This is a genomic window from Aeromicrobium piscarium, assembly GCF_007421815.1.
Lineage (GTDB): Bacteria > Actinomycetota > Actinomycetes > Propionibacteriales > Nocardioidaceae > Aeromicrobium > Aeromicrobium piscarium.
The window spans coordinates 46,929-64,042 of record NZ_VLNT01000016.1 but is presented as its reverse complement, the minus strand read 5'-3'; the positions used below and the strand labels follow the sequence as shown (position 1 = coordinate 64,042).

The 17,114-nt window shown below is 69.0% G+C and carries 18 protein-coding genes; 5 read left to right on the top strand and 13 right to left on the bottom strand.

The genetic code is table 11. The features are described 5' to 3' along the window. The first annotated feature begins 10 nt into the window (after positions 1-10). Positions 11-127, top strand: a complete 117-nt coding sequence (locus FNM00_RS15390; protein ID WP_425456814.1) for a Fe-Mn family superoxide dismutase — start codon at positions 11-13, stop codon at positions 125-127. A 55-nt stretch (positions 128-182) separates the two neighbouring features. On the opposite strand, the gene FNM00_RS15385 is transcribed toward FNM00_RS15390, so the two are convergent. Both FNM00_RS15385 and FNM00_RS15380 read right to left on the bottom strand, forming a co-directional pair. Further along, positions 183-2,120 carry a bifunctional copper resistance protein CopD/cytochrome c oxidase assembly protein gene (locus FNM00_RS15385; protein WP_143914436.1) on the bottom strand — a complete coding sequence of 646 codons (1,938 nt, stop codon included), beginning with the start codon at positions 2,118-2,120 and terminating at the stop codon, positions 183-185. Continuing rightward, complete coding sequence (locus FNM00_RS15380; protein WP_143914435.1) at positions 2,117-2,638, bottom strand: copper resistance CopC family protein; 522 nt, start codon at positions 2,636-2,638, stop codon at positions 2,117-2,119. Before FNM00_RS15380 ends, FNM00_RS15385 begins: the two co-directional genes overlap by 4 nt. A gap of 83 nt (positions 2,639-2,721) precedes the next feature. On the opposite strand from FNM00_RS15380, the gene rocD reads away from it, so the two are divergent. Both rocD and FNM00_RS15370 read left to right on the top strand, forming a co-directional pair. After that, on the top strand, positions 2,722-3,933 hold the full coding sequence (gene rocD, locus FNM00_RS15375) for an ornithine--oxo-acid transaminase (protein ID WP_143914434.1): 1,212 nt from the start codon (positions 2,722-2,724) through the stop codon (positions 3,931-3,933). Further along, a complete protein-coding gene (locus FNM00_RS15370; protein WP_221933769.1) occupies positions 3,926-4,894 on the top strand; it encodes an L-lactate dehydrogenase in 969 nt (322 codons plus the stop codon). The genes rocD and FNM00_RS15370 overlap by 8 nt, the downstream gene beginning before the upstream one ends. A 94-nt stretch (positions 4,895-4,988) precedes the next feature. Here the strand turns inward: FNM00_RS15370 and FNM00_RS15365 are convergent, their stop codons facing one another. The 8 genes from FNM00_RS15365 to FNM00_RS15330 all read right to left on the bottom strand — a co-directional run bounded on the left by FNM00_RS15365 (position 4,989) and on the right by FNM00_RS15330 (position 12,505). Then, positions 4,989-5,393 (bottom strand): NUDIX hydrolase, encoded by a 405-nt coding sequence (locus FNM00_RS15365; RefSeq protein WP_143914433.1) that lies wholly within the window; start codon positions 5,391-5,393, stop codon positions 4,989-4,991. Between the two features lie 478 nt (positions 5,394-5,871). After that, the gene (locus FNM00_RS15360; protein WP_143914432.1) at positions 5,872-7,701 is read right to left on the bottom strand and encodes a phosphoenolpyruvate carboxykinase (GTP); all 1,830 of its coding nucleotides are present in this window, start codon (positions 7,699-7,701) and stop codon (positions 5,872-5,874) included. Positions 7,702-7,836: 135 nt separating this feature from the next. Then, positions 7,837-8,604, bottom strand: coding sequence for an inositol monophosphatase family protein (locus tag FNM00_RS15355; RefSeq protein ID WP_143914431.1), 768 nt, complete (start codon positions 8,602-8,604; stop codon positions 7,837-7,839). Next, positions 8,597-8,908 carry a thiamine-binding protein gene (locus FNM00_RS15350; protein ID WP_143914430.1) on the bottom strand — a complete coding sequence of 104 codons (312 nt, stop codon included), beginning with the start codon at positions 8,906-8,908 and terminating at the stop codon, positions 8,597-8,599. Before FNM00_RS15350 ends, FNM00_RS15355 begins: the two co-directional genes overlap by 8 nt. A gap of 51 nt (positions 8,909-8,959) precedes the next feature. Continuing rightward, positions 8,960-9,586, bottom strand: coding sequence for a class I SAM-dependent methyltransferase (locus tag FNM00_RS15345; protein WP_143914429.1), 627 nt, complete (start codon positions 9,584-9,586; stop codon positions 8,960-8,962). A 152-nt stretch (positions 9,587-9,738) separates the two neighbouring features. Further along, a complete protein-coding gene (locus tag FNM00_RS15340; RefSeq protein WP_143914428.1) occupies positions 9,739-10,980 on the bottom strand; it encodes an RNA polymerase sigma factor in 1,242 nt (413 codons plus the stop codon). A 162-nt stretch (positions 10,981-11,142) separates the two neighbouring features. Beyond that, the gene (locus FNM00_RS15335) at positions 11,143-11,565 is read right to left on the bottom strand and encodes a YciI family protein (RefSeq protein ID WP_143914427.1); all 423 of its coding nucleotides are present in this window, start codon (positions 11,563-11,565) and stop codon (positions 11,143-11,145) included. 115 nt (positions 11,566-11,680) lie between these two features. Continuing rightward, on the bottom strand, positions 11,681-12,505 hold the full coding sequence (locus FNM00_RS15330) for a pseudouridine synthase (protein WP_221933770.1): 825 nt from the start codon (positions 12,503-12,505) through the stop codon (positions 11,681-11,683). Positions 12,506-12,650: 145 nt separating this feature from the next. On the opposite strand from FNM00_RS15330, the gene FNM00_RS15325 reads away from it, so the two are divergent. Next, positions 12,651-13,073: a hypothetical protein gene (locus FNM00_RS15325; protein WP_143914425.1), complete on the top strand. Its 423-nt coding sequence runs from the start codon at positions 12,651-12,653 to the stop codon at positions 13,071-13,073. Positions 13,074-13,172: 99 nt separating this feature from the next. On the opposite strand, the gene FNM00_RS15320 is transcribed toward FNM00_RS15325, so the two are convergent. After that, positions 13,173-13,415 carry an RNA-binding S4 domain-containing protein gene (locus FNM00_RS15320; RefSeq protein ID WP_143914424.1) on the bottom strand — a complete coding sequence of 81 codons (243 nt, stop codon included), beginning with the start codon at positions 13,413-13,415 and terminating at the stop codon, positions 13,173-13,175. Between the two features lie 78 nt (positions 13,416-13,493). On the opposite strand from FNM00_RS15320, the gene FNM00_RS15315 reads away from it, so the two are divergent. Continuing rightward, positions 13,494-13,862 (top strand): RNA-binding S4 domain-containing protein, encoded by a 369-nt coding sequence (locus tag FNM00_RS15315; protein ID WP_143914423.1) that lies wholly within the window; start codon positions 13,494-13,496, stop codon positions 13,860-13,862. A gap of 6 nt (positions 13,863-13,868) precedes the next feature. Here the strand turns inward: FNM00_RS15315 and putP are convergent, their stop codons facing one another. Both putP and FNM00_RS15305 read right to left on the bottom strand, forming a co-directional pair. Then, positions 13,869-15,365, bottom strand: coding sequence for a sodium/proline symporter PutP (putP, locus tag FNM00_RS15310; protein ID WP_143914422.1), 1,497 nt, complete (start codon positions 15,363-15,365; stop codon positions 13,869-13,871). Positions 15,366-15,404: 39 nt separating this feature from the next. Next, positions 15,405-17,111 (bottom strand): FAD-dependent oxidoreductase, encoded by a 1,707-nt coding sequence (locus FNM00_RS15305; RefSeq protein WP_143914421.1) that lies wholly within the window; start codon positions 17,109-17,111, stop codon positions 15,405-15,407. Positions 17,112-17,114 lie beyond the last annotated feature (3 nt).

Here is a 17,114-nt window from a genome sequence, read left to right as displayed (position 1 = left end):
CGCCTTCTACCTGGACTACCTCAACGTCAAGGGCGACTACGTCAAGGCCTTCTGGAATATCGCCAACTGGGCCGACGCCCAAGAACGATTCACCGCCGCCACCACCGGCGGACAGATCATCTTCTAAACCGGATCGAACCGCGCGACGACGGCGTTCGCCCCTGCCGGGGCGAGCGCCGTCGTCACTCCCGGTCGAGTGATTCCAGGTAGGCGTTGTACTTCTCGAGCTCGGCATCGGCGTCGCGGTCGGCCTGGCGGTCGTGACGGCTGGCCTCCCGCGCGTCCGAGCGGACCCACTGCGCGAAGATCGCGATCAGCACCAGGACCAGCGGGATCTCGCCGGTCGCCCAAGCGATCCCCCCGCCGACGTACTGGTCGTGCAGCAGATCGGTCGCATACGGCCGGTCGAGCACTTGGTAGAAGCTCTCGGCGATCACATAGCTGGCGCTCATGACCGCCACGGAGAAGAAGGCGTGGAACGGGATCGAGACCATCAAAAGCCCGAAGCGCACGAGCGGAGGCACGGAGCGCGGCGAGGGGTCGACGCCGATCACGACGTAGTAGAAGAGCACGCCCGCGAGCAGGAAGTGCAGCTCCATGAAGACGTGCCCGGAGTGCGACTGCATGAGCGTGCCGAACAGGTTGCTGAAATAGAGCACGTAGAGACTGCCCATGAAGATCGCCGCCGAGACCACCGGATGGGTGAAGAAGCGCGCGACCCGCGAGTGCAGGAAGGCCATCAGCAGGGAGCGCGGCGACTGCTCCCCCGGCCGCCGGGCACCCGGGAGCGTCCGCAGCGCGAGCGTCATGGGCGCCGCGAGCACCAGGAAGATCGGCGCGATCATCGACAACATCATGTGCGAGACCATGTGCCAGCTGAACATGACGTGCGAGTACTGGCCGATGCCGCCGAAGGTCGCCCATGCCACGATGACGACCCCGGTGAACCACGAGGCCGTGCGGGCGATCGGCCAGCGGTCGCCACGCCGATGCAGCACGATGAGCCCCCAGGCGTACAGGGAGACCGCGAAGGCGACGAAGGCCAGACCGAACCCGTTCGGGCTGAACCCCAGGAAGATCTCGCGCACGCTCGGCGCGGGCGGCATCGACCCGCCGAGCAGCCGCTCGGCGGGGGTCTGCAGGACGTCCTCGCCGACAGGAGTCGGTGTCCGCGACAGGACGACGGCCACGGCGATCGTCGCGACCATGATGAACACCTCGGTCACCGCGAGCCGCGCGAACCCGACCCCACGGGCGACGATGCGTCGCCGCTGGGCCCAGCCGAACACGCCGAGGGCCGCGAAGGCGACGGCCTTGACCGCCACGAGCGCGCCGTAGTCGCTGGCGATCTCGCTCCAGCTGCCGAGACGGATCGAGGCGTTGACGACGCCGGACACGCCCACGGTGACGAATGCCCATAGCGCGATGGTGGAATATCGCATCACTGCCTCGTCGAGCCGCCTGCTGCCACGCAGAGCGACCCATCCGAGGGCGAGCAGTCCGCCGACCCACACCATCACGCCGAGCAGGTGCAGCATCAGGCTGAACACGGCCAGCGTGTGCGAACCGGCATTGGCGGCGTGACCGGCGAGCGCGACGGGGACGACGGCCGCCAGCGCGATCCCGAGCGTCACTGCGAGCGGACGGATGCCGAGGGTCCAGCGACACGCCACGGCGACGATGAAGGCGCCGATGGATTGCAGAGCGAGCGCCCGGCCGGGTCCGAAGTCCAGCACGAAGGAGGCGATGAGGTCGATGTTCAGATCGCCGAGGGGCCGGGCGAAGACATCGGCGACATTGAGGACGAGCAGGGCTGCCGCGGCCATCCCCCAGGCGATCGCGAACCACGAGGCGATCCGTACCGCCTGGACCGCGAGTCCCTCCAGACGTGGACCGGACGGCAGCAGGACGACGGCGGCCAGGAGGAAGCCGATGGTGGCGAGGGATCCGAGATCGGCGACCAGTCGGGCGACGGGGAGTCCCCAGCCGACCAACTGACCCGGATCAGGGATCCCCGGCGGTGCCGGCTCCGGGGCGTTGCCCGGGATCACCAATGCCAGTGCCACCACGGCCAGCGCCACGATCAGGCCCGCGGACGCGAGCCGGACGGTCTGCTTCATCGGGCGTTCCTCTCCCGGCGTCCGCCGCGGGCGAGGACGACCGCGAGCACGAGCACCAACGCGACGACCCCGGCCCAGGGCCACGGCGTCCCCCAGACGCTCTCGTCCTCCTGCACTCCCTGCGCGATCGGCTCGTCGTTGACCTCCGCGGTGGGTACGGAGAAACGGGTGCTGCCGTCCAGGACACCGCTCTGCGCCGGGACCCGGTAGGCCACGAGCCAGTCGCGCCCCGCGGTCTCGACACCCGAGAGGTCCACGACGACGCGTCCGCCGTCGACGATCGGATCACCTGCCGGCAGGGTCACCGGATGCCCGTCCACGATGACGCTCGCGTAGGCGGGATCACTGACCGGCTCGTCGAAGGTGAAGGTGACGGCGGCGGGCGCCTCGTCCAGCTCGGCACCATCGGCGGGATCGACGGACACAGGTCCCTCGGACGTGGCTGCCACCGGTGCGCCGAGCAGCAGCACCGTCGCGGCGAACGACAGGATCAACAGACGACGACGCGCCGCGGACATGACGACTCCAGAGGAAGAGGTAGGGGCACCTCGAGGATACCGGCGTGCTGGTCTCGACCGTTCAGGCTGCCTAGTGTGGGGTCATGACCGACACGCAGCAGACGGCCGAGTACATCGCGCGCGACGAGCGCTGGGGGGCGCACAACTACCACCCGCTGCCCGTGGTGATCTCCGAGGCAGAGGGCGCCTGGGTCACCGATGTCGACGGACGCCGCTATCTAGACTTCCTCTCCGGGTACTCCGCACTGAACTTCGGCCACCGCAACCGCCGACTCGTCGACGCCGCACATCAGCAGCTCGACCGGCTCACCCTCACTTCCCGGGCCTTCCACAACGACCAGTTCGGTCTCTTCTGCGAGGAGCTCGCCGCACTTACCGGCACCGAGATGGTCCTGACCATGAACACCGGCGCCGAGGCAGTCGAGTCGGCGATCAAGGTGGCCCGCAAGTGGGCCTATGAGGTCAAGGGGGTGGAGACCGATCGTGCCGAGATCATCGTCGCCACCAACAACTTCCACGGGCGTACGACCACCATCGTGTCCTTCTCCGACGACCCGGCCGCCCACGACAACTACGGTCCCTTCACCCCGGGCTTCGTGACCGTCCCGTACGGCGACGCGGAGGCGGTACGCGCCGCTATCGGGCCGAACACCGCGGCAGTGCTGATGGAGCCCATCCAGGGCGAGGCCGGGGTCATCGTCCCGCCCGCCGGCTTCTGGTCCGATGTCCGGCGCGCGTGCGATGAGAACAATGTCCTGCTCATCGCCGACGAGATCCAGTCCGGGTTGGCCCGGACGGGAACGCTGTTCGCCCTCGACCACGAGGGCGTGCGCGCCGATCTCTATACCCTCGGCAAGGCCCTCGGCGGCGGCATCGTGCCGATCTCGGCGGTCGTCGGGCGCTCCGATGTACTGGGCGTCCTCAAGCCGGGCCAGCACGGTTCGACCTTCGGCGGCTATCCGGTCGCCTGCGCGGTGGGCCGGGCCGTGGTGGACCTGCTCTCGACCGGCGAGTTCCAACAGCGCGCCAAGGAACTGGGCGAACACCTGCACGCCGGACTGCGCGCGCTCGAGGGCAAGGGGATCTCCGCGGTACGTGGCCGCGGGCTGTGGGCCGGGGTCGACATCGATCCCCGCGCCAAGACCGGCCGCGAGGTGTCGATGCTGCTGCGGGATCGCGGCGTGCTCTGCAAGGAGACCCACGAGCGCACGTTACGCATGGCTCCCCCGCTGGTGATCGAGCGCGAGGAGATCGATCAGGCCCTCGCCGCCCTCGCGGAGGCGCTCGGTGAGTAGCCCGGGAGCACTGGCACGCCGGAATGCGAAGCTCACGGTCGTCGGGGCGGGGAGTGTCGGCACCAGCCTGGCCTATGCCGCGCTCATCCGCGGTGTGGCGCGGGAGGTCGCGCTCTACGACATCGACGGACCGAAGGTCGAGGCCGAGGTGCTCGATCTGGCGCACGGTACGCAATTCACCGGGGCCAGCCAGATCAGCGGTGGGGCCGATCCGGCGGTGGCCGCCGGATCGCATCTGATCGTCATCACCGCGGGAGCCAAGCAGAAGCCGGGGCAGACCCGCCTCGATCTCGCCGAGACGAATGTGGGCATCCTGCGCACGCTGCTGCCGACGCTGCTCGAACACGCGCCGGAGGCGATCTACTGCATCGTCACCAATCCGTGCGATGTGCTCACGGTGGCCGCTCAGCAAATCAGCGGTCTGCCCACCGAGCGCATCTTCTCCTCGGGCACCGTCCTCGACACGTCCCGGCTGCGGCGACTGCTCGCCGACCGCGCCGGGGTGTCGACCGCGAGCGTGCACGCGGACATCGTCGGCGAGCACGGGGACTCGGAGTTCGCCCTGTGGTCGCAGGCCCGGATCGGCCCGGTGCCGATCCTGGACTGGACCTCGCCGGAGGGCGACCACTTCTCCTACGGCGAGCTGGAGCAGCTCACTGAAGCGGTGCGCGGGGCGGCTTATCGGGTCATCGAGGGCAAGGGAGCGACCAACTACGCGATCGGACTCGCCGGAGCGCGGATCGCTCAGGCGATCCTGCACGACGAGCACGCCGTGCTGCCGGTCAGCACGGTCCACCGCGGTTATCGGGGACTCGACGGTGTCGCCCTGTCCGTACCCAGCGTGGTGACCGCGCGTGGGGTCGAGCACGTCCTCGACCTGACGATGTCGGCCGCGGAGGAGCGTTCCCTTCACGCCTCGGCCGAGGCTCTGCTCGCCACCCAGCGCACCCTCGGTCTCTGAGGCCTCCGCCCAGCCCACATTGCCGAGATATGGCCGGTTGTGGCCCGTTTCGAGGTCGCCGAACGGGCCACAACTGGCCACATCTGGGACGGAGTCAGGTGGGCCAGGCGAGCGGAAGCAGATGGTCGGTGCTGAGCGGGGCGATCGGGAGGTGGCCGAGGTCGGCCGGCTCGATCCAGCGCAGCTCCTCGATCTCGGCCGCGATCGCGACCTCGGGTGCGCGGACGTGCACCCAGAAGGCCTCCGCCTCGACCTGGTGGTCCGGCTCATTGGCGGCATCGGCGACGAAGCGGCCGAGATAGCTCAGCTCATCGGGCGCCAGTTCGAGGGACAGCTCCTCGGCCAGCTCGCGGCGAATCGTGTCCATCGCCGTCTCCCCCGGGTCCGGCTTGCCTCCGGGCTGCATGAACACCGAAGTGCCGCGCTTGCGGACGGTGAGCACCCGGTCCTGATCATCGAGGATGATCGCCGCGGCGACTCGGACAACATGTTGCTCCACTCCCCGAGCATCCCATCACCGCTCGCGGTCACGGCACGTGGGAGCGGCCGTAGCGCTCTCGGCCAGGTATGGCGGTGCGTTAGCGTCCATCGCCTCGGGCCAACCGACGCTGACGCACCGCCCCAGGCCGAAAACGGACGCTGGCCCACCGCCCACCCGTCCGGCTCCCCCACCGCGAGGAGCCGATGACGGAGGATGTGCCTTCAGGGTCGCTCCCGCTGCCACAGAGGCACATCGTCTCCCGAGCCCGCACGGAGGATGTGCTTCGGCGGTTGCCGTGACAACCACAGAGGCACATCCTCCGTCATCGCGGAACAGTCATCACGGAACAAAGGTGAGCTAGCGTCCGTTCACCCGAAGCATTTGGGCGCTCATGCACCGCCCCGCGCTGAGAACGGACGCTGACCCACCGCCCAGGGGGGAGGGGCACATGGCGAAGGGGCGGGGACACGCCTCCCCGCCCCTTCGCTCTGACCGATCAGGACTCGTCGTCGAGTGCCTTGGCGACCCGGCGGTGGGCCTCCCAGATCTCCTCGGGCAGACCCTCGAACTGGTTGAGGTGCTCCTCGCGGAAGCCCATCTCCTGACGCCAACGATCAACATCGATCGTCAGAATCCGGTCCAGATCCTCCTGCGGGAGATCCAGGCCCTCGAGGTTCAGCTCCTCCTCGGTGGGCAGGACGCCGACCGCGGTGCGGCGGCCCTCGACCTGGCCGTTCTTGTACTGCATGAGCCACAGCAGCGCCCGCAGGTTCTCGCGGTAACCGGGCCACAGGAAGTGGCCGTCCTCGGCATCGCGCTGGAACCAGTTGACGTGCGCGAAGACCGGCTTCTCGGACGCCCGGCCGATGACCTCGAGCCAGTGCGCCGCGTAGTCGGCCTCCGGGTAGGACATGAACGGACGCATGGACATCGGGTCGTAGCGCAGCTGGCCGTCGAGACCGTCAGCGGCGAAGGTCGCCTCGGCGCCGAGCGTGAGGCCGTCGTAGACGCCCTCGGCGACATCGTCGATCGCACGGATCAGCGGCTCACGGTCGCGGGTGCGGCCACCGAAGATGATGCCGTGAATCTCGACGCCCTTGGGGTCCTCGTAGTCCTTGGCGACATTCGGGACATTGCCCATCGTCGTGGTGAAGCGGCTGTTGGGGTGCGCCCACGGCTCGCCGGCCTGCTCGGGCGTGCGATCGGCGATCGCCTCGCCCTTCCAGTCATGCCAGCCATCGAGGTCCTCCGGCGGGTTCTTGGTCTTGCCCTCCCACCAGACCTCCTGCGTCTTGACGTTGTAGGCCACGTTCGTGAAGATCGCACCGCTGCCGGGCTGGATCGAGTCCAGCGCGGTCGGGTTGGTGGCCTCGTTGGTGTCCTTGGCCACGCCGAAGACGCCGTTCTCCGGGTTCATCCCGTAGAGCTTGCCGTCCTCGCCGACCCACAGCCAGGCGATGTCGTCGCCGTAGAACTCGACGTAGTACCGGTCGCCCAGCGCATCGGGGGCAAGCGTCATCGCGAGATTGGTCTTGCCCGAGGCGCTCGGGAAGCCACCGCAGATGTTGTACTTCTCGCCGGTCTGCTTGTCGGTGATGCCCAGCAGCATGAACTGCTCGACGAGGAAGCCGTTCTTCCAGCCGTCGTAGGAGCCCTGGCGCAGACCGTGGGCGATCTTGCCCAGCAGCGCGTTGCCGCCATAGGACGAGCCGAAGTGCAGGATCGTGCGCTCGTCGGCGACCGTCACGAAGTAACGCTTGTCATCGGGCGTGCCCTGGCCGAGGTTCGGCAGGTCGCCGGTGACATGCACGGCCCGGACGAACGAGTCACCCAGATCGTTGATGTACTCCGCGCCCACGCGCGCCATGCGGATCATCTGCATGACGACCGAACGGTTGTCGGTGATCTCGACACCGGCCGCGAACTCCGCGAGCGGCGAGCCCTTGGGGGACATCAGGTACGGGATCACGTACATCGTCTTGCCCGCTGAAGCGCCGGTCATCAGCTCGATGAGCTTCGGCTTCATCTCGCTCGCCGGGCGCCAGTTGTTGTAGATACCCTTGTCCGCCGGATCGTTCGTCGCGACGATCGTGCGCTCCTCGGAGCGTGCCGTGTCCTTGTAATAGGACTGCGAGTAGTACAGACCCTCTCCCGCCGGCTTGAACTCGCCCGACTCCAGGGCTTCGGCGACCAGCCGCGCATCATCGGCGGCGCTGACGACCTCGATCCGCTCGGGCGTCGTGACTGCCGCCCACTCCTTCACGTACTCGCGCACGTGTGGGTTCGTCAGACCGGCTTCGTCCAGGACCTTGTCCACATCGACCATCGGCTTGTCTCTGTCCTCTCGTACGAACACCCACCGCCCCAGTCGCTCCAGTCTCGACTGTGATCGGCGTTCTACTTGGTGGGCACACTACCCGACGCTCGGGGCCACCAGATGCCGGGATGTGACGGAGCGTACTCAGGCCTCAGAGCCGAGCGCCGAGACGACCTCTTCGACGGCCGTGGGAGGCCCAGCGACGGACCATGTGACCGATCCCACATCGACCTGACGGGTGGCTCCGCCGACCCCGGCGACGAGGGCCGCACCGGGTAACCAGTCCCAGGTCGCGACGCTGTGCTGGAACCAGCAGCCGAGCAGCCCGGTGGCGACCCCGACGAGGTCCATCGAACCCGACCCCAGCATCCGAAGCGTGGCGGGCAGGGACGCCGCGCGCGCGAAGGCATCGGCGATCTCCGGCTCACGCAGACGTGGAGGGTGCAGATAGGTGGCGGCGCTGATGCCGGCGAGCGGAAGGTCGGGCATCGGGCCGGCGGGTGCGCCGTTCACGGTGGTGGGGTACTTCGGGCCGCCGACGTAGACGTCTCCGGTCGACGCGTGTGCCACCGCCCCCAGGACGAGCTCGTCACCGTCGACGAGCGCGATCGCCGAGCACCAGTAGTCCGAGCCGGAGGCGAAGTTATAGGTGCCGTCGACCGGATCGATGATCCACCGGCGCCCGCTCGTGCCCTCGGCGGCCGCACCCTCTTCGCCGAGGATGCCGTCCTCGGGGCGCACGGCGGCCAGAGTCTCGACGATGTGACGTTCGGCCGCGGTGTCGGCGGAGGTGACGATGTCCGAGATCGACGTCTTCTGCGCGATGCGCAGATCGGTCTCCGACCGCATCCGGGCGGCGAGACCGGCAGCCTCCGTGACGAGCGAGGCTGCCAGCCGAGCGTCGTCAGTCATCGGCGTCCCCCGCCAGCTGCTGCTCGAGCCGGTCGACCTTGGCCGTCAGCTGGCCGTCGTGACCAGGACGGATGTCGGCCTTCAGCACGAGGCTCACCCGCGGGTGCTGTGCGGTGAGGGCGTCGACGCAGGACTTGACCACCCCCATCACCTCGTCCCACTCCCCCTCGAGATTGGTGAACATCGCATTGGTCTCGTGGGGCAGGCCCGAGGCACGGACGATGCGGACCGCCTCGGCGACGGCGCTGGACACGCTGCCGGAGTCATCGGGGGTCATGGGCGAGATACTGAAGGCGACGAGCATGTCTCCATCGAAGCACGCCGGTCCAGCCGGTCTCCGCCGGGCGAGACGCGTTCAGCGACGCCCGAACAGGACCACGGCATCGTCGATCGTCGCTTCCTGCCCGTCCGGACCGGTCACCGCACGGGGCCGATCCTCCGCGACCAGGACCTCCCAGTCCCGGGACGGCAGGTCGAGCGCGGCCACCTCCTCCTCGGCGCCACGCAGAGCCGGGCCGTGCCCCTCGTGATCCCTGGCCCAGGGCGGCGGCGACGCGTGCGACACCACGAGAAGGTGTCCGCCCGGTGCGATACTGCCGCTGAGACGGCGCAGCACCTCGTCGCGTGGGAGCTCGACCGGGGACTGGAAGAAGCAGGCCGAGATCAAGTCGACCTGTCCGGCCGGCTCCCAGGTGGCGAGATCGGCGGGCACCCATTCGATGCGCTCGGCATCGATCCCTGCCTCGGCGGCGGCCCGCGCGGCTCGGTCCAGGGCGACCCGGGAGATATCCACGGCGGTCACCTGCCAGCCTTGGCGGGCCAGCCAGATCGCGTCACCGCCCTCCCCCGCGCCGAGGTCGAGGGCCCGCCCGGGCGGCATGTCCTCTGCCGTGTCGATGAGAGCCGCATTCGGCCGTCCGGACCAGGACTGCTCCCGCTCGCCGTACCGCTGGTCCCAGAAGTCGCGCACGTCATCGCTCATGTCCTCAGTCTCGCATCGCCCTCGACTCACCCCGGGAGCGGTGACTTACACACCTCTCAAGGCGGCCTCGCCCGGGCAGCGGTGACCTACGCACCCCTCGGGCGGGTCGAGGGGTGCGTAGGTCACCGCTCGCGCCGTCCGAGGGGTGCGGGTCACATGGGGGCGAGGGCGGCGAGCTTGGCTTCGATCACGCGGCGCTGCGGGCCGTCGGGCAGGAGCTCGACGGCCCGGCGCAGTTCCTGGGCGGCCTCGCCTCGCCGTCCCACGCGCCGCAACAGCTCACCGCGCACGCTCGGAACCAGATACGAGGACCGCAGGGCCGAGAGATCCGCCTCGTCCAGGAACCGCAGTCCCACCAATGGGCCGCTCGCCATCGCCATCGCGACCGCCCGGTTCACGGTCACGACGGGATTGTGCGTCACCTGCTCCAAGGCCTCATACAACGCGACGATCTCGTGCCAGTCGGTCTCCTCGACACTCGACGCTCGCGCATGACAGGCGGCGATGGCGGCCTGCAGGGCGTACGGTCCGCGTCCCCGGCCGAGCGCATCGGCGCGTTCCAAGGCCCGCACGCCACGGTCGATCTGGCCCCGATCCCAGCGGCGCCGATCCTGGTCCTCCAGCAGGACGGGCGCGCCATCGACACCTCGACGTGCTGCGAACCGCGATGCCTGCAGTTCCATCAGTGCGAGCAGTGCGTGGACCTCCGCCTCGCGCGGAACCAGCGAGACCAGGATCCGGCCGAGGCGCAAGGCCTCGTCGGCGATGTCGCGGCGCACCCATTCCTCGCCGCTGCTGGCGGCATAGCCCTCGGTGAACATCAGATACACGACGGAGGTCACCGCCCCGAGTCGTTCGGGCCACTCCCCGGTCTCGGGGATCTCGAACGGCACCCGGGCCGCCGCGAGCGAGCGCTTGGCCCGCACCACCCGCTGCTGGACGGTCGAGACGGGCACCAACAGCAGCCGGGAGATCTCCTCGGTCGACAACCCGGCCACGACCCGCAGCGTCAGCACCACCCGCGCATCGCGACTCAGCACCGGATGGCAGGCGGCGAAGACGAGCTTGAGCACGTCATCGCGGATGGGCTCCCAGTCGTGCTCCACGGTATCGCTCAGATCGCGGCCGATAGCGCGGTAACGATCGTCCAACCGCTCGCTGCGACGCCATCCATCGATCGCGCGCCGCTTGGCAACGGAGGTGAGCCAGGCCCCCGGGTTCCGGGGTATCCCGGAACCCGGCCACTGATCGAGTGCCTCAGCGAGCGCGTCCTGGGCGAGATCCTCGGCGAGGCCGAGGTCGCCGACCACGCGGACCAGCGTGGCGACGACCTGCGCACCCTCGATCCGCCAGATGGCGTCGAGGGTGCGGCGGGTCTCGCTCCGCTCGCTCATGCCGGTACCCGCAGGAAACAACACACGCTACGCGGCCACCGGCATGAACCAGCCCCAACGGCTCGCTCGCTCCGCTCGCTCATGCCGGTACCCGCAGGAAACAACACACGCTACGCGGCCACCGGCATGAACCAGCCCCAACGGCTCGCTCGCTCCGCTCGCTCACTGGGTGCCGAGCTGCTCGCGCCAGCCCTCCTCCTTCTGCACGTACTCGTTGTCGGCGTAGTCCGCGAAGTCCGATTCGTCGGTCACGCGGCGCACCTCGAGCTTGGCGCCCGCTCCCAGCGGGGCGCGCTTGGCCCACTCGACCGCCTCCTCGCGGCTCGCGACCTGCAGGATCCAGAAGCCGTTGAACAGCTCGTGGATCTCCCCGTAGGGTCCGTCGGACACGATCGGCGTTTCGGCCGAGAAGTCCACGACGAAGCCCTCGCCGGCATCGCTGAGACCCTCGCCTGTCACGAGGACGCCCGCGTTCATCAGCTCCTCGTTGTAGCGGCCCATCTGGTTGATGATCTCCTCGAAGTCCATCTCCTCGAAGCTGGCTGCGGCCTCGGCGGTCGAACGCATGATCAGCATGTACTTCATGGGTGTGGTCCCTTCATCGGGACGCCGCCTGTCAGCGTCCTCTACTCAGACGTCGAACGACGTGACACCGGATCGACATCGTCGTGACAACTTTTTCAGATCCGTCGTCGAAGCTCTACTGTTCGGACCGCAGCGGGAGCCGACGAGCGCTCGCATAGTGGCGGGGCGAGCCGTCCACCGGGTCGTCGAAGGACAGCTCGCTGGCCAGCAGTTGCAGGGGCCGGGAGAAGTCGTCCGGGTCGGTGCGGGTGATGCTCGGATAGAGCGGGTCGTCGACGATCGGCAGCCCGAGACCGGCGAGGTGCAGCCGCAGCTGGTGGGTGCGCCCCGTCCGCGGGAGGAGCCGGTAGACGCCGTGCCCATCGACCCGCGATTCCAGCATCAGCTCGGTCTCGGCGTTCACCGGCGCCCCGTCCACCACGTACGCACGCCAGTCGCCGCGCGTCTTCTGGATGTGATTGTGCACGGTTCGAGGGGTCACGAGGCTCTCGTCCACGGGCGCGAGCGCTCGGTAGACCTTCTCGACGCGGCGCTGCTGGAACAGGGTCTGATAGGCGCCGCGCCACCGTCGCTCGGCGACCAGCACGAGGATGCCCGAGGTGATCCGGTCGAGCCGGTGGGCAGGTGTCAGCTCTGGCAGCCCCAGCTGCGCCCGCAGCTTGACCACGACGCTCTCGCGTATGTGCCGCCCACGGGGAATGGTCGCCAGGAACGGCGGCTTGTCCACGACGACGATCCGATCGTCGTGATACAGGATCGGCAGGGCACCCGGCACCGGCACCTCGTCGCGGAGGTCCCGATGGAACCACACGAAGGTGTGCGGCAGATAGGGGTCGTCATCGCCGACCGGTCGGCCGCTGTCGTAGACGAAACGCCGATCCGCGAGCATGCCCTCGATGTCCAGCCGGCCCGGCAGCCGCTCCCTCAGCCAGTCCCCCATCGTGGGCCAGGGTGCCGGTGCGGTGCGATCACGATCGGGCGTGCGCAGCCAGGCGGCGTCCAGACCGTGTCGTGACGGCAGCGGGCAACGAGGAGGCACCCCGGCATCGTACGTGCCCGCATCGCCGATGCGGCAAGATGACCGCATGCTCGATGTCGTGCTGTACGTGCTCGCTGCCCTCGGCCTGGTGGTCGTGACGCTGATGATCGTCGGTGCGCTGCGTGTCGCCCGGATGCGCCGCGGGCATCGGCGAGCGCTCGTCGCCGCCGGCGTGAGCGAATCCACGGCGGCCACGCTCTTCGGGGTGGCCTCGGATCGACGGTCCCAGCGGCCGGGGCCGGGCACCCTCGGCCTCGGCGACGAGACACTGATCTTCGTGCAGGTCGCTCCTCAACGCGAGGTGCGCGTGCCACGCGAAGAGATCACCTCCGCGCAGGTGGACACCAGCTTCATGGGCCGGGCCGCCTCACGACCGCTGCTCGTCGTGACCTGGGACGCGCAGGGCATGGGCGATGCGGCGGCCTTCGTCGTCCCCGACGCCGAGTCCTGGCGACAGCGCCTCACCTGAGGAGCGGTACCTCGTCAACCCTTCCGCAGTGGTGGAGGTACGTGGTCAACCCCATCGCTCGACGATGGGGTTGACCACGTACCGCTGGGGGCCGGGTCGTCACACCGGTCCGTCGGCCGTCACCCGTAGTTCGAGGGCGCCGGCGGGTGTCGCGATGCTTACGACATCGCCGGGACGCAGTTGCCGGCCCCGGCGCGTCTCCGTCTCGTCGTTCACCCGTACCTCGCCGTCGGCGATGATCGCCGCAGCGTGGGCCCCGGATTCGGCCAGTCCGGCGAATTTCAGCAGCTGTCCCAGCCGGATGACGTCCGAGGTGATGGCGATGTCTTCGGATTCGGGCATGGCACCACTGTGCCCGATCCGTCGGGAGCCGGCCCACGCGCGGTCGTCACCCCTCTTCCGACCGCCTATTCTCGGGTCATGGAGCCGAGCAGCGTACGAGCCGATGTCTGGGTCTGGGCGGTGCGCCTGTTCCCGAGTCGTTCGGCAGCCTCTACTGCGTGCAAGGGCGGCAAGGTGCAGGTCAACGGCAAGCGGGCCAAGCCGGCACAGCGGATCGCGGTCGGCGACCGGATCGAGGCGACCGCTCCCTCCGGTGAGCGCGTGGTGGTCGTGGAGCGGCTGCTCGACAAGCGCGTCGCGGCCGCGATCGCCCGCGAGTGCTACGCGGATCACTCCCCTGCCCCCGAGCCACGGGAGTGGCGACTCGCGATGCCGCGCCGAGACCCGGGCACAGGTCGCCCCGCCAAGAAAGAGCGCCGGGACCTCGACTGGTTCCGGGGCCGCTGAGGTCGCTCAGGCGGCGACGGCGCGCACCTTGGCGAGACCGGTCGCGCGATCGAACTCCTCCTCGATTTCTTCATCGCGGCGGTAGGTGGCCAGGCTCACGATCACCGCGACCACGACATTGGCGATGAAACCGGGGATGATCTCGTAGAGCTCGGTGCCCCAGGCGTTCCACGAGAACACCGTCACCGCTCCGACGACGAGACCGGCGAGAGCTCCCCAGTTGGTGAGCCGTCGCCAGAAGAGGCTCAGCAGGATGATCGGACCGAAGGAGGCACCGAAACCGGCCCATGCGAAGGAGACCAGCTCGAGGATGGTGCCATTCGGATCGAGGGCGAGCAGCGCGGCCAGCACCGCGACGACGAGGACCCCGCCGCGGCCGAGCAGCACGAGGATGCCCGGCTCCGGCGGCCGCTTGGCCACCACCTTGTAGAGGTCCTCGACGAGGGCGGAGGAGCACACCAGCAGCTGGCTCGAGACGGTGCTCATCACGGCCGCCAGGACCGCGGCCAGAACGAATCCGGCGACAATCGGGTGCAACAGGATCTGCGACATGGTCAGCATGACCGTCTCGGGATCGCCGAGATCGACATCGGACTGCGCGAAGTAGGCGACACCCACCAGGCCGCCGGTGACCGCCCCGAGGAGGGACAGGATCATCCAGGTGATGCCGATCCGGCGGGCGCTCCGCGCGCCGGAGGGATCCGGCAGCGCCATGAAGCGCACGATGATGTGCGGCTGGCCGAAGTACCCGAGGCCCCAGCCGAGGGCGGAGATGATGCTCACGACCGCCGCTCCCGTCAAGGCGCCGCCCCCGACGAAGGACAGGTGGTCGGGCTCCAACTCGCGCACCATCGACCATGCCTCGGCCGGTCCGCCGACCGCGATGATCGCCATGACGGGGACGATGAGCAGGGCCACCATCATCATCAACCCCTGGACCACGTCGGTGAGCGAGGCGCCCAGGAATCCGCCGAACAGGGTGTAGATCAGGGTGACCCCCGCAACGAGGAGCATGCCGAGCAGGTAGGTCGAACCGAACGAGCTCTCGAAGAACACCCCTCCGGCGACCATGCCCGACGACACATAGAAGGTGAAGAACACCAGAATCACCAGCCCGGCGGCGATGCGCAAGAGTCGCGTGGTGTCACGCAGCCGGTTCTGCAGGAAGCTCGGGATGGTGATCGAGTTTCGCGAGACCTCGGTGTAGGCCCGTAGTCGCGGCGCGACGATCAGCCAGTTGAGATACGCGCCGATGGTGAGACCGATGGCGATCCACGCCTCGATGAGCCCGGCGACGTAGATCGCCCCGGGAAGGCCCATCATGAGCCATCCGGACATGTCTGAGGCGCCGGCGCTAAGCGCTGCCGCCCAAGGCGGCAGGTTGCGCCCGGCCAGCATGTAATCCTCGTGATCGGTGGTCCGCCGGTAGGCGTAGAAACCGATGGCGAGCATCAGAGCGAAGTAGATGCCCAGTGCGGCGATCTCCCAGGTCTGATCGGACATGGCCCCCGGCCGTTCTCTAGCGTGGGCGTCACCCTACCGTCATCGCACCGGCCGACGCGATCTCATCTCTGCCACACGGCCCACCCGCTCCGCCACGGCGGCGATCAGCTCCGGTTCGGCGATCTTGCGGCGCGAGCGTTGGACCGCGGCGCCTCGGGCGCGCTCGAATCGCTCGATCGCGCGCCAGGTGCGCAGGTCCACCACGCCGGGGATCGTCCGGGTGAGGAAGGCCGTCAGGCGCTCACGCGACGACCCGCCGACCTGCACACGCCCGGCGTTGACATCCGCGACGAGACTCGCGACCGTCTCCTGCGCGTCGGTCTTGTTGGTGCCGATATAGCCCGAAGGTCCGCGCTTGATCCAGCCGGTGACATAGGTCCGCCGAGCCACCGCGTCGTCGTGTCGTACCCGGCCGGCCTCGTGCGGCACCGTGCCGCTCACCGGATCGAAAGGCAGGTCCGCCAGCCGCACCCCGCGATAGCCGACCGATCTGAGCACCAGTGAGGTCTCGATCGAGAGCTGCTCGCCGGTCGGCTCGGCGGTGACCCGGCCGTCGATGTGACGAACCGAGTTCTCCGACAGCACGATCCGCTCGACCTGCCCGACCCCCTGCAGTTCCAGCGGAGTGAGCCCGAACCGGAACACGATACGCGGACGATCGTCACCAGGGTCTGGACGAGCGGCCAGACGTTCGAAGGCGGCGATCTTGTGCTCCACGAGCGGATCGAGCAGGCCGCCACGGCGGGCCCTCTCGGTCTCGTCGTCGAGATGCAGATCGCCCTCGACCGCCACGACGAGGTCCTCGCGCTGCGCCAGACTGGTCAGCTCGGGCAAGGTGCACGCCGCCTGCGCCACGCCGCGCCGCGCGACGATGTCGATCTCGCGCACCCGCGACGCGCGCAGCGCCGACAGGGCGCGATCGGAGATGTCGGTGGGGGCGAGCCGGCCCGGGTCGGTCGCCAGCAGACGGGCGATGTCCAGGGCGACATTGCCGTTGCCGACGATCACGACCCGATCGGGCAGCGAGACCTCCGCCCCGGCGTGCTCGGGATGGCCGTTGATCCACCCGACGAAGCTCGTCGCCGGATGGCTGCCGGGGAGCTCCTCGCCAGGGATGCCGAGTCGGGCGTCAGCGGAAGCTCCCGTGGCATACACGATCGCATCGCAGTGACGCAGCAGGGCCTCGTGCGTGACATCCGTGCCGACCTCGACGCCGAGGGCATAGGAGAAGCCGGGCTGCTCCTCGATCTTCGCGAAGAGCTTGGCCACCGCCTTGGTATCGGGGTGATCGGGCGCGACGCCCGCGCGGACGAGCCCATGCGGGGTCGGCAGGCGATCGATGACCGTGACCTCGACGGCATCGTGCTTCAGCAGCTCATCAGCCGCGTAGAGTCCCGCCGGCCCCGCGCCGACGACCGCGACGCGCAGGGTGGCTCCGCCGGTGCGCAACGGCTCGTGCACGGGCGTGGGTGCCTGCGTTGGACGCGGCGCGGGGTCGGCGTGGAACAGCCGGTTGATCTCCAGGAAGGGCAACTCGGCATCGGTGAGCTTGGTGTGGTGCTTGATCGCTCCCACCGGGCAGGCGCTCACACAGGCACCGCAGTCGACGCACGAGGCCGGGTCGATGTAGAGCATCTCGGCGGTCGCGAAGCCGGGCTCGTCCGGTGTCGGGTGGATGCAGTTGACCGGGCAGGCGTAGACGCACGAGGCGTCGCCGCAGCAGGACCGGGTGACGACGTGGGGCATCTT